This is a genomic window from Serratia bockelmannii (assembly GCF_051803255.1).
GTDB classification, from domain to species: Bacteria; Pseudomonadota; Gammaproteobacteria; order Enterobacterales; family Enterobacteriaceae; genus Serratia; species Serratia bockelmannii.
Genome location: NZ_CP196512.1, coordinates 2,770,050 through 2,784,672 on the forward strand (window position 1 = coordinate 2,770,050; position 14,623 = coordinate 2,784,672).

At 60.6% G+C, this 14,623-nt stretch carries 13 protein-coding genes, 1 pseudogene and 1 other annotated feature; of the genes and pseudogenes, 8 read left to right on the top strand and 6 right to left on the bottom strand.

Annotated elements, in window-relative coordinates:
- Window positions 1-117: 117 nt before the first annotated feature.
- The 4 genes from ACSJLU_RS13210 to rnm form a co-directional block, all read right to left on the bottom strand.
- Complete coding sequence (locus ACSJLU_RS13210; RefSeq protein WP_043142506.1) at window positions 118-915, bottom strand: alpha/beta fold hydrolase; 798 nt, start codon at window positions 913-915, stop codon at window positions 118-120.
- 149 nt (window positions 916-1,064) lie between these two features.
- Entirely contained in the window at window positions 1,065-1,424 is a 360-nt protein-coding gene (locus tag ACSJLU_RS13215) for a Rap1a/Tai family immunity protein (RefSeq protein ID WP_025303044.1), read from the bottom strand.
- 115 nt (window positions 1,425-1,539) lie between these two features.
- Window positions 1,540-2,160 carry an L-threonylcarbamoyladenylate synthase gene (locus ACSJLU_RS13220; RefSeq protein ID WP_025303045.1) on the bottom strand — a complete coding sequence of 207 codons (621 nt, stop codon included), beginning with the start codon at window positions 2,158-2,160 and terminating at the stop codon, window positions 1,540-1,542.
- Between the two features lie 47 nt (window positions 2,161-2,207).
- A complete protein-coding gene (rnm, locus tag ACSJLU_RS13225; protein WP_325976573.1) occupies window positions 2,208-3,089 on the bottom strand; it encodes an RNase RNM in 882 nt (293 codons plus the stop codon).
- A gap of 252 nt (window positions 3,090-3,341) precedes the next feature.
- Window positions 3,342-3,445 (top strand) — a sequence feature (Trp leader region).
- A gap of 24 nt (window positions 3,446-3,469) precedes the next feature.
- On the opposite strand from rnm, the gene ACSJLU_RS13230 reads away from it, so the two are divergent.
- From ACSJLU_RS13230 to ACSJLU_RS13255, 6 genes and pseudogenes are all read left to right on the top strand, one after another.
- Window positions 3,470-5,032: an anthranilate synthase component 1 gene (locus ACSJLU_RS13230; RefSeq protein WP_301480310.1), complete on the top strand. Its 1,563-nt coding sequence runs from the start codon at window positions 3,470-3,472 to the stop codon at window positions 5,030-5,032.
- Window positions 5,032-6,628: pseudogene (gene trpD, locus ACSJLU_RS13235) on the top strand (bifunctional anthranilate synthase glutamate amidotransferase component TrpG/anthranilate phosphoribosyltransferase TrpD). Before ACSJLU_RS13230 ends, trpD begins: the two are co-directional and overlap by 1 nt.
- A gap of 3 nt (window positions 6,629-6,631) precedes the next feature.
- Window positions 6,632-7,993, top strand: a complete 1,362-nt coding sequence (gene trpCF / locus ACSJLU_RS13240; RefSeq protein ID WP_099817284.1) for a bifunctional indole-3-glycerol-phosphate synthase TrpC/phosphoribosylanthranilate isomerase TrpF — start codon at window positions 6,632-6,634, stop codon at window positions 7,991-7,993.
- 41 nt (window positions 7,994-8,034) lie between these two features.
- Window positions 8,035-9,225 (top strand): tryptophan synthase subunit beta, encoded by a 1,191-nt coding sequence (gene trpB, locus ACSJLU_RS13245; protein WP_025303051.1) that lies wholly within the window; start codon window positions 8,035-8,037, stop codon window positions 9,223-9,225.
- Window positions 9,225-10,031 carry a tryptophan synthase subunit alpha gene (gene trpA / locus ACSJLU_RS13250; protein WP_025303052.1) on the top strand — a complete coding sequence of 269 codons (807 nt, stop codon included), beginning with the start codon at window positions 9,225-9,227 and terminating at the stop codon, window positions 10,029-10,031. Before trpB ends, trpA begins: the two co-directional genes overlap by 1 nt.
- Window positions 10,032-10,248: 217 nt before the next feature.
- Window positions 10,249-10,563 (top strand): BON domain-containing protein, encoded by a 315-nt coding sequence (locus tag ACSJLU_RS13255; protein WP_025303053.1) that lies wholly within the window; start codon window positions 10,249-10,251, stop codon window positions 10,561-10,563.
- A gap of 44 nt (window positions 10,564-10,607) precedes the next feature.
- On the opposite strand, the gene ompW is transcribed toward ACSJLU_RS13255, so the two are convergent.
- Window positions 10,608-11,240 carry an outer membrane protein OmpW gene (ompW, locus tag ACSJLU_RS13260; protein ID WP_016927514.1) on the bottom strand — a complete coding sequence of 211 codons (633 nt, stop codon included), beginning with the start codon at window positions 11,238-11,240 and terminating at the stop codon, window positions 10,608-10,610.
- Between the two features lie 286 nt (window positions 11,241-11,526).
- On the opposite strand from ompW, the gene ACSJLU_RS13265 reads away from it, so the two are divergent.
- Both ACSJLU_RS13265 and ACSJLU_RS13270 read left to right on the top strand, forming a co-directional pair.
- Window positions 11,527-11,967, top strand: a complete 441-nt coding sequence (locus tag ACSJLU_RS13265; RefSeq protein ID WP_025303054.1) for a YkgJ family cysteine cluster protein — start codon at window positions 11,527-11,529, stop codon at window positions 11,965-11,967.
- A 34-nt stretch (window positions 11,968-12,001) separates the two neighbouring features.
- Complete coding sequence (locus ACSJLU_RS13270) at window positions 12,002-12,754, top strand: YciC family protein (protein ID WP_016927513.1); 753 nt, start codon at window positions 12,002-12,004, stop codon at window positions 12,752-12,754.
- 53 nt (window positions 12,755-12,807) lie between these two features.
- Here the strand turns inward: ACSJLU_RS13270 and ACSJLU_RS13275 are convergent, their stop codons facing one another.
- Window positions 12,808-14,511: a SulP family inorganic anion transporter gene (locus ACSJLU_RS13275; protein ID WP_197790918.1), complete on the bottom strand. Its 1,704-nt coding sequence runs from the start codon at window positions 14,509-14,511 to the stop codon at window positions 12,808-12,810.
- Window positions 14,512-14,623 lie beyond the last annotated feature (112 nt).

The following is a 14,623-nucleotide window of genomic DNA, read 5'->3' on the forward strand; positions in this document are numbered from 1 at the left end:
TCGTGGCCAACAGCCACGACGGTCATAATACGTTTATCAGGATCGAACCGTGTATTATACAGGCTTTCTAAGGTGTTGAAACCCACTTTATCGGCGGTGCCCCCCTTCAGACGGCGTTCACGGCGCCAAAAAATCCTCCACAGCCCACAGCACCGAGTCAGGCCGTTCCAGAATGCCGAGGTGAGTACGGGCCTCCCCGAGACGCACCACGGAGAAAAACGGCTGCTCGGCGGCAAAGGCCTGCTGTTGCCGCAGATAGTCGTCACGGCGATCCAACGAGTAAATGTGCCGGCACGGCGGCGGTGCGCTCATTCCCGCCAGGCGTTGCAGCGGTGAGCCGAATTGCCGATAGGCCTGTTCGATGGCCACGCCGGCGGCACGCCAGAGCCGGTAATCTTCCTGCGCCATCTCAACCTCCAGATGGCGTTTGACCCGATCGTGGCGGATGCCGCCCTGCCAGAAGTCGAACAAGGCGTCGCGCGCCGCCAGCCACCGCTGCGGCTCCTGCATGCGGCTCACCGCCGTAAAGAACGCCGGTTCCGGCTGCGTCATGATCCAGTCGAGAAACACCATGCCCTGCACCCGCTGCGGCAACGCTTCAGCCAACGCTACCGCCAGCCAGCTGGCGTGCGCCACCGACAGGGTGACCACGTTATCCAAACGCAGCGCCGTCAGCAGTTGGCGCACATCCTCCAGCAAATCGTCCGCCGTCAGCGACATCTCCGCGGCTTTCGACGACAGGCCATGGCCCCGCCAGTCGATGTTGATCACCCGATAACGTTCGGCCGCCAAAGCAATGAACGGCTCGAACACGGTTTTCGGTTCGCACCAGCCGGGCAACAGCACCAGCGTGAGCGGCCCTGAGCCGATATCCTGATAGTCGAGCATCATGTTGGCACTGTGAAATGCGGTCATATTACCTCCTGCGCGTCTCTCCCCGACCCGTTCGGGAAATACCGACGGGAATAAGGTGACAGCGCAGCAGGCATTGATCTATTGAAGTTCGTGCGGAATGCGCCCCGAGCGCACCTTAAGAAAAAATGCGCACTAATTGGAACGGGAACTTAATGGCGCACGCAGGGATAGGCAGCGCTTAATGCCAGCATGATCACCGACGGAGCGGAATAATGCAGTTGCTCTGGGTGCTCGTTCAAATACTTCATCACCGCGTCGGCGGCGACGCCGATGCTCATCCCGGCAGCCGGACAGATATTGCGATTGCCCTGCATAGAATAGGTATCGAATACGCCGGCGACGTATCCCATAAACATGCCACCATTCAGCGCTTCGGCCACGGTGGCTTCACCGCTTTTATTTTTTACGTAACCGCCGGATTCCGCCAGCAAACCGCTGCCTGAATAAAAACCCGCATTTGCCATTGAGGAAAATAATAAGGCCGCTAAAAAAGAAACCTGTTTAATCATTGCTGCGCATCCTGCCCATTATCAATTCTGAAGTAATCAAGAATAGCGGCTTTCACGCGAAATAGCCTCGCTTCAGCCGATTTTCAGACAATGGGCAAGGTGGCAACCTTTTACATCAGCGGAAAGGCGCCGCGTCGCCCGCCCCTTCGCGCACCACTTCCGGCGTGGATTCGGTCAGATCGATAACCGTAGTCGGCTGTTGGCCGAGGAAGCCGCCGTGGATCACCAGATCGACCACCTTGCCCAAATGATCGCTGATCTCTTCCGGATCGGACTCGGCAAAATCATTGCCCGGCAGCATCAGGGTGGTGGACATCATCGGTTCGTTCAACGCCTCCAATAGCGCCAGCGCGATCGGGTTTGAGGGCACGCGCAGGCCGATAGTTTTACGCTTTTCATTCATCAGGCGGCGCGGCACTTCTTTGGTCGCCTTCAGAATGAACGTGTAGTGGCCCGGCGTATTGTTTTTGATCAGGCGGAAGGCCGTGTTATCGACGTGCGCATAGGTCGATAATTCGGACAGATCGCGGCACATCAGGGTAAAGTTGTGGTTGCCGTCCAGTTGACGGATGCGGCAAATGCGCTCCATCGCCGCCTTCTCTTCCAGCATGCAACCCAACGCATAGCCGGAATCGGTGGGATAAACGATCACTCCGCCCTTGCGTAGCACGTCGACCGCCTGGTTAATCAAACGCGGTTGCGGGTTGTCCGGATGAATATAAAAAAGCTGACTCATGACTTGCTCCTAAAATGATGCCCGCGCGCGTTGCCACGCGCGTAAAATCAGACCGCCTGGCCCGGTTGCGGCCAATCGCGCCACACTGGCTCGACACCGCCCGGCAGCCACAGCTTGCGCCCCAGTTCGATCCACGAACAAGGTTGATGGAAATCAGAGCCTTGCGAGGCCAACAGGTGGTAGTCCTGCGCGTATTTCGCCAGCTGCGCGCGCTCATGCGGCGCCTGCTGACACTGCGCCACTTCCATGGCGTCGCCGCCGTGTTCGGCGAAATGCACCAGTAAACGTTTCAACCACTTCGCGGTCAGATCGTAACGGCCGGGATGCGCCATCACCGCCTGACCGCCCGATTGATGAATCGCATCAATGGCTTGTTCTATTGTACACCACTGCGGCGGCACGTAGCCGGTTTTGCCCTTGGCCAAGTATTTCTTGAACACCTGCGCCATGTTGTTCGCCACGCCAAGCTCCACCAGGTAACGGGCGAAATGGCCGCGGGTGACCGCGCCGGCGCCCGCCAGCCGTTGCGCGCCGGCATAGGCGTCAGGGATCCGCGCTTTACCCAGGCGCACGCCAATCTCCTGCGCCCGCCAGTTGCGGCGTTCGGTTTGTTCCGCCAACAGTGCCACCAGCGCCGGATGCGTGACGTCCATGCCCAACCCAACGATATGAATTTCATGATTTTCCCACAGCGTCGAGATTTCCACCCCGTTGACCAACCGCAGCGGCAACGCCTGCTCCGCAATGGCCGTGGCGGCCTCGGCCAATCCGGCGGTGGTATCGTGATCGGTGATCGCCAGCACGCCTACACGCATCTCGACCGCCCGCAGTACCAGCTGCGTCGGCGTCAGATAACCGTCGGAGGCGGTCGTGTGGCTGTGGAGATCGTACAGAGTAAAAGCGGTGGATGGGGGGTTACTGTCTGTCAAAACGGCTATCCGGCAATGGCTTGGTTTTCTATCATACCCGCGATCGACGGCCGGACGGAAATCTATTCTGCCCTGGCCGCAGGCGCCAGGCGGATGATGAATAGAATTCACGCTGGCCGCTAAAACATTGTGCAAAAAGAGGGTTGACTTTGCCGCCACGAACCAGTTAACTAGTACACAAGTTCACGGCAACGGCCGTGTCAGATGAGCGTTAACAGAGAGAGTCGGCAAATGAACAACTATATTTCTCTTCACGGTTGGTGGCGTACCTCCCTCTTGCGGGCGGTGTAATCGCGCATAGCTGTCATCTGACAATGCAGATTTCCTGAGCCCGCACTTGATGCGGGCTTTTTTATGGACAGAATTCACTGGAACCACCGATGATGAACACCAAACCACAACTGACATTGCTGAAGGCGCAAGCCAGCTACCGGGGCGACCCCACCACCCTTTTCCACCAGCTGTGCGGCGCCCGTCCGGCCACCCTGCTGCTGGAATCGGCGGAAATCAACAGCAAACAGAATCTGCAGAGCCTGCTGGTGATCGACAGCGCGCTGCGCATTACCGCACTGGGCCACACCGTCAGCGTGCAGGCACTGACCGCCAACGGCGCGGCGCTGCTGCCGCTGCTGGACGAAGCGCTGCCGCCTGAGGTACGCAACCAGGCACGCCCCAACGGCCGCGAGCTGACCTTCCCGGCGATCGACGCGGTGCAGGACGAAGATGCCCGCCTGCGCTCACTGTCGGTGTTCGACGCGCTGCGTACGCTGCTGACCCTGGTGGACTCTCCGGCGGACGAGCGCGAAGCCGTGATGCTGGGCGGCCTGTTCGCCTACGATTTGGTCGCCGGTTTCGAAGATCTGCCGGCACTGCGCCAGGATCAGCGCTGCCCGGACTTCTGCTTCTATCTGGCTGAAACGCTGTTGGTGCTTGATCACCAACGCGGTACGGCCCGTCTGCAGGCCAGCGTCTTCAGTGAACAAGCGAGTGAAGCGCAGCGTTTGCAGCAACGTCTGGAACAACTTCAGGCCGAGTTGCAACAAACCCCGCAGCCGATCCCGCACCAAACGCTGGAAAACATGCAGCTGAGCTGTAACCAGAGCGACGAAGAGTACGGCGCGGTGGTCAGCGAGCTGCAGGAAGCGATCCGCCAGGGCGAGATTTTCCAGGTGGTGCCGTCGCGCCGCTTCTCCCTGCCTTGCCCGGCGCCGCTGGCGGCCTACCAGACGTTGAAAGACAACAACCCCAGCCCGTACATGTTCTTCATGCAGGATGATGACTTCACCCTGTTCGGCGCTTCGCCGGAGAGCGCGCTGAAATACGACGCGGGCAATCGCCAGATCGAAATCTACCCGATCGCCGGCACCCGCCCGCGCGGCCGCCGTGCCGACGGTTCGCTGGATCTGGATCTCGACAGCCGCATCGAGCTGGAAATGCGCACCGACCACAAAGAACTGGCCGAGCACCTGATGCTGGTCGATCTGGCGCGCAACGATCTGGCGCGCATCTGCCAGGCCGGCAGCCGCTACGTGGCCGACCTGACCAAGGTGGACCGCTATTCGTTCGTCATGCACCTGGTTTCCCGCGTGGTGGGCACCCTGCGCGCCGATCTCGACGTGCTGCACGCCTACCAGGCCTGCATGAACATGGGCACCCTCAGCGGCGCGCCGAAAGTGCGGGCGATGCAGCTGATCGCCGCCTCAGAAGGCACGCGCCGCGGCAGCTACGGCGGCGCGGTGGGCTACTTCACCGCCACCGGCGATCTGGATACCTGCATCGTCATTCGCTCTGCCTACGTTGAAGACGGCATCGCCACCGTGCAGGCCGGCGCCGGCGTGGTACTGGATTCCATCCCGCAGGCGGAAGCCGACGAAACCCGTAATAAAGCCCGTGCCGTGCTGCGCGCCATCGCCACTGCGCACCATGCCAAGGAGGTGTTCTGATGGCCGATATCCTGTTGCTCGACAACGTCGACTCCTTTACTTACAACCTGGTCGATCAGCTGCGCGCCAGCGGCCACCAGGTGGTGATTTACCGTAACCAGATCGCCGCCGAGGTGATCATCGAACGCCTGGAGCACATGACTCAGCCGGTGCTGATGCTGTCGCCCGGCCCCGGCACGCCGTCCGAAGCGGGCTGCATGCCGGAACTGCTGCAGCGCCTGCGCGGTCGGCTGCCGATTATCGGCATCTGCCTCGGCCACCAGGCGATCGTCGAAGCCTACGGCGGCCAGGTCGGCCAGGCGGGTGAGATCCTGCACGGCAAAGCCTCGGCGATCGCTCACGATGGCGAAGGCATGTTCGCCGGCATGGCCAACCCGCTGCCGGTGGCGCGCTACCACTCGCTGGTCGGCAGCAACATCCCGGCCGATCTCACCGTCAACGCCCATTTCGGCGAGATGGTGATGGCAGTGCGCGACGACCACCGCCGCGTGTGCGGCTTCCAGTTCCACCCGGAATCGATTCTGACCACCCATGGCGCGCGCCTGCTTGAGCAGACCCTCGCCTGGGCGCTGGCGAAGTAATATAAGGAACACGACGATGCAACCTATTCTTGAGAAACTGTACCGCGCCGAGTCGATGAGCCAGCAGGAAAGCCAACAGCTGTTCAGCGCTATCGTGCGCGGCGAACTGGAACCTAGCCAACTGGCGGCGGCGTTGATCAGCATGAAAGTCCGCGGCGAGCGCCCGGAAGAGATCGCCGGCGCCGCCAAAGCGCTGCTGGACGACGCTCAGCCGTTTCCGCGCCCTGACTACCCGTTCGCCGATATCGTCGGCACCGGCGGCGACGGCACCAACAGCATCAATATTTCCACCGCCAGCGCCTTTGTGGCGGCGGCGTGCGGCGCGAAAATCGCCAAACACGGCAACCGCAGCGTCTCCAGCCGTTCCGGCTCTTCGGATCTGCTGGCGGCGTTCGGCATCCGTCTGGATCTGCCGGCGGAAGAAGCGCGCAAGGCGCTGGACGACCTCGGCGTGTGCTTCCTGTTCGCGCCGCAGTACCACACCGGTTTTCGCCACGCCATGCCGGTGCGCCAGCAGCTGAAGACCCGCACGCTGTTCAACGTGCTGGGCCCGCTGATTAACCCGGCGCGTCCGCCGCTGGCGCTGATCGGCGTATACAGCCCGGAACTGGTGCTGCCGATTGCCGAAACCCTGCGCGTGCTGGGTTATCAACGTGCGGCGGTGGTTCACGGCGGCGGCATGGACGAGGTGGCGATCCACGCCCCGACGCACGTAGCGGAATTGAACAACGGCGAAATCAGCAGCTACCAGCTCACGCCGCAGTCCTTCGGATTGGAAACCTATCCGCTGGAAGCCTTGCTGGGCGGCACGCCGGAAGAAAACCGTGACATTTTGGCGCGGCTGTTACAAGGTAAAGGCGAGCCGGCGCACGCCGCGGCGGTCGCGGCCAACGTCGCGTTGCTTCTGAAGTTATTCGGACATGAAGACCTGCGCCAAAATGCGCGGCAGGCACTGGATATGATCAACAGCGGGCAGGCCTATGAGCGTGTCATCGCACTGGCGGCAAGAGGATAAATGATGCAGGAAACCGTGCTACACAAGATTGTCCGCGACAAAGCGCAATGGATCGCGGCGCGACAACAGCAACAGCCCCTGGCCGGCTTTCAGAATGACATCGTACCGAGCGAACGCAGCTTCTACCACGCGCTGCAGGGCACCCGGACGGCTTTCATTCTCGAATGCAAGAAGGCCTCGCCTTCCAAGGGGCTGATTCGCGAGAGCTTTGATCCGGTGGAGATCGCCACGGTCTATAAAGATTTCGCCTCGGCGATCTCGGTGCTGACCGACGAGAAATACTTCCAGGGCAGCTTCGATTTCCTGCCGCTGGTCAGTAAGACCGTCAGCCAGCCGGTATTGTGCAAAGACTTTATCGTCGACCCGTATCAGATTTACCTGGCGCGTTACTATCAGGCCGACGCCATTCTGCTGATGCTGTCGGTGTTGACCGACGAGCAGTACCGCCAGCTGGCCGCGGTGGCCCACAGCCTCAATATGGGCGTGCTGACCGAAGTGATCAGTGAAGAAGAGCTGCAGCGGGCGATCGCGCTGGAAGCGCGCGTGGTCGGCATCAATAATCGCGATCTGCGCGATCTGAGCATCGACCTGAACCGCACCCGTGAGCTGGCGCCGCGCGTGCCGCATGGCGTGACGGTGATCAGCGAGTCGGGCATCAACAACTATGGGCAGATCCGCGAGCTGAGCCATTACGCCAACGGCTTCCTGATCGGTAGCGCGCTGATGTCTGAACCCGATCTGCGCGCCGCCGTGCGCCGCGTGATCCTGGGCGACAACAAAGTGTGCGGCCTGACCCGCCCACAGGACGCCGCCGCCGCGTATCAGGCGGGCGCCATCTACGGCGGGCTGATTTTCGTCGGCCGCTCCCCGCGCTACGTGGATATCACCCGCGCCCGCGAAGTGATTTCCGGCGCGCCGCTGAAGTACGTCGGCGTATTCTGCGACGCCCAGGTCGAGACCGTGGCGTTGACCGTTGAGCGCCTCGGTCTGCACGCGGTGCAATTACACGGCGCGGAAGACCAGGCTTATATCAGCGCCCTGCGCGCCCGTTTGCCGGCCGATTGCCGCATCTGGAAAGCGCTTAGCGTGAAAGATCGGGTGCCGGCGCGCGATTTGCAGTATGTCGATCGCTACCTGCTCGACAACGGTGCCGGTGGCACCGGCCAACGCTTCGACTGGTCGGTATTGCAAGACGAAGATCTGACTAACGTGATGCTGGCGGGCGGCCTGCGCGCCGACAACTGCGTCGAAGCGGCCAAGCTCGGCTGCGCCGGGCTGGACTTCAACTCCGGCGTGGAAAGCGAACCGGGCATCAAAGATCCCGCGCGCCTGGCCTCGGTCTTCCAGACCCTGCGCGCCTACTGAATACGGCTCAACATTAATAACGGATAATAACGGGAACTCTCATGACGCTGCTTAACCCCTACTTCGGCGAATTTGGTGGCCAGTATGTGCCGCAAATTCTGATGCCGGCCCTGAAACAACTGGAAGAAGCCTTTGTCAGCGCTCAGCGCGATCCGGCGTTTCAGGCGGAATTCATCGATCTGCTAAAGAACTACGCAGGCCGCCCGACGGCGCTGACGCTGTGCAAAAACCTCACCGCCGGCAGCAACACCAAGCTTTATCTGAAGCGTGAAGACCTGCTGCACGGCGGCGCACACAAGACCAACCAGGTGCTGGGCCAGGCGTTGCTGGCCAAGCGCATGGGCAAAACCGAGATCATCGCGGAAACCGGCGCAGGCCAACACGGCGTCGCGTCGGCGCTGGCCTGCGCGCTGCTCGGCCTGAAATGCCGCATCTATATGGGCGCCAAAGACGTCGAGCGCCAGTCGCCGAACGTGTTCCGCATGCGGCTGATGGGCGCGGAAGTGATCCCGGTGCACAGCGGCTCCGCCACCCTGAAAGACGCCTGCAACGAAGCGTTGCGCGACTGGTCCGGCAGCTATGAAACCGCGCACTATATGCTCGGCACCGCCGCCGGCCCGCACCCGTACCCCACCATCGTGCGTGAATTCCAGCGCATGATCGGCGAAGAAACCAAAGCGCAGGTGCTGGAGCGCGAAGGCCGCCTGCCGGATGCGGTCATCGCCTGCGTCGGCGGCGGCTCCAACGCCATCGGCATGTTCGCCGATTTTATCGATGACGCCGACGTTGGGCTTATCGGCGTGGAACCTGCCGGCCTGGGTATCGAAACCGGTCAGCACGGCGCGCCGCTCAAGCACGGCCACGTCGGCATCTACTTCGGCATGAAGGCGCCGATGATGCAGACCGACGAAGGCCAGATTGAAGAGTCCTATTCGATTTCCGCCGGGCTGGACTTCCCATCCGTCGGGCCGCAGCACGCCTACCTGAACAGCACTGGCCGCGCCGAATACGTGTCGATCACCGACGACGAAGCGCTGGAAGCGTTCAAGGCGCTGTCGCGCCATGAAGGCATTATCCCGGCGCTGGAATCCTCACACGCCCTGGCGCACGCGCTGAGAATGATCCGTGAAACGCCGCAGAAAGAGCAAATCTTGGTGGTCAACCTGTCCGGCCGCGGCGACAAAGACATATTTACCGTTCACGACATTTTGAAAGCTCGGGGAGAAATCTGATGGAACGTTATCAGCAACTGTTCACGCGTCTGGAAAGCAGCAAGGAAGGCGCCTTCGTCCCGTTCGTGACGTTAGGCGATCCCAATCCGACGCTATCGCTGCAGATTATCGACACCCTGATCGAAGCCGGTGCGGACGCGCTGGAGTTGGGCATCCCCTTCTCCGATCCGCTGGCGGATGGCCCCACTATCCAGAGCGCGACGCTGCGCGCTTTCGCCGCCGGCGTCACGCCGACCCAGTGCTTCGAGATGCTGGCGGCCATCCGCCAGAAGCACCCGACCATTCCCATTGGGCTGCTGATGTACGCCAATCTGGTGTTCCATAAAGGCATCGATGCGTTTTACCAACGCTGCGCCGAAGTGGGCGTGGATTCGGTGCTGGTCGCCGACGTGCCGTTTGAAGAGTCTGCGCCGTTCCGCGCCGCGGCCATTCGCCACGGTATCGCACCGATCTTCATCTGCCCGCCGAACGCCGATGACGATCTGCTGCGTGAAATCGCGTCGCACGGCCGCGGCTACACCTACCTGCTGTCGCGCGCCGGCGTCACCGGCACCGAAAGCCGAGCGCAGCTGCCGTTGCATCACCTGGTGAACAAGCTGCGCGAGTATCACGCCGCGCCGCCGCTGCAGGGCTTCGGCATCTCCGAACCCGAGCAGGTGAAGGCGGCGCTGCAGGCCGGGGCCGCCGGCGCGATCTCCGGCTCGGCAATCGTCAAAATCATCGAACAGCACCATGCCAACCCGGCGGAGATGCTGACTAAGCTGGCGGCCTTTGTCAGCAATATGAAGCGCGCCACCCGGGCGTGATCCTCTTTAGCGAGCGCCCTGCCGGCGCTCGCTTTAACAGCTTGTTTCCCCTCAAAGTTTGTTCCATTTATTTACAGCAAAAATTTGAACAAAACCCAGTCTTGTCTCACAATGAACTTTGTTCGCTATGCATTTCTTCGTTTGATTTGGGGAATGCGCTCGCTGCGGCGAAAAACCGTAGCGAATTTCAACCATAACATTGCATGGAGAGTAATTTATGAAGCTGTTTAAAACCCTTTCGGCCTTGTGCATGGCAGCCGTTGTGGCGGTCGCGGTGAGCGCTTGCGCGCCGACGGCAAAATCAGAGGGAACAGGCGGTTATATCGATGACACCGTGGTCACCACCAAAGTGAAATCGGCGTTGCTGGCGGATAAAAACATCAAGTCACGCGAGATTAGCGTGGAAACCTTTAAAGGGCGCGTACAGCTGAGCGGCTTCGTGACGTCCAGCGATGACGCCAACCGTGCGGTGCAGGTCACACGCGGCGTAGCCGGCGTGAAATCTGTTGAAAACGTGATGCAGATTAAATAATACCGACACAGGGAGGCGCAACGCCTCCCTGCTTGAAGCCTTCATCAGAAGCGGTAACCCGCCCCGAACATGAACACCCACGGATCCAGACGCGTATCGAAGCTATGGTGCCCACCATTCGCATCGTTGAAGCGAGTTTTGGTTTCGATGTTCATCCACCACACCGACATGTTCAGCATCCAGTGCTCATCCAGGTTGTAATCCAGGCCGGCCTGCGCCGCCACGCCCCAGGAATCTTTCAGATCGAGGTCGCTCAACCCGGCGCTTTTGCCGTAGTCGTTGAACTTCTCGTCGAAGAAGGTGGTGTAGTTAACGCCGACGCCCAGGTAAGGACGCAGTTTGTCCTGCTTGTCGCCGAAGTAGTATTGCGCCATCAGCGTAGGCGGCAGTTGGTGAACGGTCGCCAGATCGGTACCGCCCAGCGTCACCTTGTGGCGGAATGGCGTTGCGGCCAACAACTCAACGCCGATGTTGTCCGTCACCATGTAACCGAAGGTCAGACCGAGCTGGGTGTTGTTTTTCGCATCCAGCGAGCCCAACCCCAGTACGTTGTCTGAACCCGCATTTGGACGCACGGTCGCGGTTCCCGCGCGGAACAGGAAATCACCGGCCTGATGCGCACTTGCCAACATAGGCGCCATCATCGTCGCCAATACCATCAGAGTTGTCTTTTTCATTATCCATTCCATTTGTGTGGTTAATCGCTCGAGGGGGAATATACCTACTTTCGGGTATTTGTGATCCCATCGAGATCACATCTTATGTGTAAAAATTTAAAATCCCACTAAAAACAAGGTTACCTAACCGTCTAATAAATCAAGGATTGATCTGCATCAAAAAAACGATTTTGTTGCAAATTATCTACATGTTCAAATTTCAGTTGCGGAGAAAAATGCGGCTGAGGTAATTTCATTTTCCGTGTTGGTTTTGGTTGGTGCCGTGAGGAGTCGGCGGGCAATCAAGATGAGCGAAATCCTTAATCCCTGTGTCAGCTGCGGCGCATGCTGCGGTTATTTTCGAGTGTCATTCTATTGGGCCGAAGCCGAAGACGGCGGCGGCACCGTCCCCCTTTCCCTGACGGAGCCTTTGAGCCCGTTCCTGCGCTGCATGCAGGGGACCAACAGCAAGTCCCCCCGCTGCACCGCGCTGGACGGCGAGATCGGCAAAGCCGTGTCCTGCTCGATCTACCTCAATCGACCCAGCCCGTGCAGAGAGTTCGATCAGTCCGGTGAAAACGGCCTGCGTAACGAAGCCTGCGATCGCGCCCGGGAACGCTACGGCCTGCCCCCCTTGCCGGTGCCCTTGCCGCTATCGCTGCCTGAGACGACGATCGTTGAAGAAATAGGCGTAGTGCAATTCGCGGGGTGCCACAGCGGCGTGGAACAGGGTACAATCACCCACTGATTTATCTCTGTTTTCCCGACGCCAAGGAGTCTGCATGCCTATCACGGCCAACGCTTTGTACCGTGACAGTTTTAACTTTTTACGCAATCAACTGGCCAGCATCCTGATGCTGGCGCTGTTGACGGCGTTTATCTCCGTGCTGCTGAATCAGGCCTTCAGCCCCGATGCCGAACAGTTGGCGACGCTCGCTGCCACCACCAGCGATTTCGCTTCCTCTACCGGCATGGGCATTCAGGAAGTGATCCAGCAGATGACGCCGGAACAGCAGATGGTGTTGCTGAAAGTGTCGGCGGCCGCCACCTTCTCCGCGCTGGTCGGCAACGTGCTGCTGGTCGGCGGGATGCTGACGCTGATCCGTCTGGTGTCGCAAGGGCAACGCACCAGCGCCCTGCGCGCGCTCGGCGCTTCGGCGCCCGATCTGCCGCGCCTGTTGTTGCTGCTGTTTATCTGCACCCTGCTGATCCAACTTGGCCTGACGCTGTTTGTGGTGCCGGGCGTGCTGATGGCTATCGCCTTCGCACTGGCGCCGGTGATCGCCTCCGTCGACAAAAAAGGCGTCTTCGCTTCGCTCAAGCTGAGCAGCAAATTAGCCTTCGCCAATGCGCGCGTGCTGGTGCCGGCGATGATGCTGTGGCTGGCGGCCAAGCTGCTGGTGCTGTTTTTGGTGAGCCATCTGTCGGTGCTGACGCCGAACGTCGCCAGCGTGGTACTGACCGCGTTGAGCAACCTGGTGTCTGCCCTGCTGCTGATCTACCTGTTCCGTCTGTACATGCTGCTGCGCGGCTAACGCCGGCGCAAGCAAAAACCAAGGGGCACGCTTCGGCGCGCCCCTTTTTTTGTTTACCCCACCACGGCGGCTTCCGCCTGCTCCTTACTCTGAATCAGTTTCAGGGCCAGATACAGGTCCGGCACCAAAATCAGCTCTTTGTCGCGCCCTAAGCGGTTGATGCGGAACCAACGCGTCAGCTCGGTGCGGCGCCCCGCCAGCACCAGCCTTACGTTACGCTGTAACAGGTCGCGTTTCAGTTCGTCGATGGCCGCCAGCACGCTGATATCGGCGTGGGTGAAACTGGCCACCGCATCCACCACCACCCAACGTGGCTGGAACGGCGTGCCGTCGACCAAATTGAGAATACGGCGTTTGAAATACGCCACGTTGAAATAGGTCAGCGGCGAATTGAAGCGATACATCATGACGCCAGGCACCGCCTTCACCCCATTGTTATTGCCCATGGAATGGATCATGCCTTCGTCGTTGACGCCCAGCAGCTGTTCCGTCGGCCGGAAGACGGTGCGCAGAAACTGCATCAGCCCCAGCAACACCGCCAGCCCAATGCCGCTGATCACTCCCACCAGCAGCACGCTGAGGAAGGTAAACAGCGCCAGGCGGAACGCCTGCGCGTTGCGACGGCGCAAGATCCAGATGCCGCGGATGTCCAGCAGCGACCAGGCCGCATACATCAGCACCACGCCCAACCCGGCCACCGGAATAAACTGCAGCGGCGCCATCAGGAACAGCAAGACAAAGGCAATGACCGCGGCGGCGATGATCGACACCAGTTGGCTCTTGCCGCCGTTGGCATCATTCACCGCGGTGCGCGAATCCGCGCCGCTGATGGCGAAACCTTGCGACAGCGCAGAGACGATATTCACCAGCCCCAGCGCGCGAAACTCGGCGTCGGCGTTCACCTCATAACCGTTTTTGGCGGCGAAGCTGCGGGCGGTGAGCATCATGCTGACAAAACTCACCACCGCCAGGTTAAGCGCCGGGATCACCATGTCGCGCAGCAAAGCGGGCTGGAAGTCCGGCCACTGGACGATCGGCAGCACGCCGCTGAAACCGCCCACCGTCACCACGCCATGCTGCTGCAGGCCGCCCGCCCAGGTCACGAACGCCGCCAGCACGATAGCGAACAGCGGCGCCGGCCAGTTAGGCCGCCATTTTTTAAATCCGAGCAGCGTCACCAGCGTCAGCAACGACACCGCCATCGTCAGCCAGTCGCTGTGCAGCAGGTTACCGGGCAGCGCGTAGATGCGCTCGATCAGCTGTGCCGGGCGCATCGTAAACCCCAACACCTTGCCGATCTGATCGACAATAATAGTGATCGCCACCCCGTTCAGCAGCCCACTGAGGATCGGCCGCGACAGCAAATCCGCCAGCGCCCCCAGCTTGAACCGGCTGGCCAGCAGGCACCAGCCGCCCATCATGGCGGTCATCATAATGGTCAGTTGCCAATGGCGTTCCATATTGCCCGCTGCCAGCGGCGTCACCACTGCGGCGATCACCGCGCAGGTGGCAGCGTCGGGCCCGACGATCAGCTGGCGCGACGAGCCGAACAGCGCGTAGGCCATCATCGGCAAGATACAGGAGTAGAGCCCCACCACCGGGCTGACCCCGGCCAGTTCGGCGTAGGCGATGGCCACCGGGAGGGCGACGGCGGCGACGGAAAGGCCGGCGCGAATATCCGGCTTGAGCCAACTGCGTTGATAGCCCAATAAATGCGTCAAACCAGGCGTCAGGGCCTGGAGAGATTTCCACTGCATGCTTGTTTTCCGCGGTAAATTATCTGGTTATTATGACACTTACTATGCGGCCTGCGGCCCGCGCTGGCAATGTACCGGCACTTTCTTGCGTAAGTTTATGCAAATTCCTGCT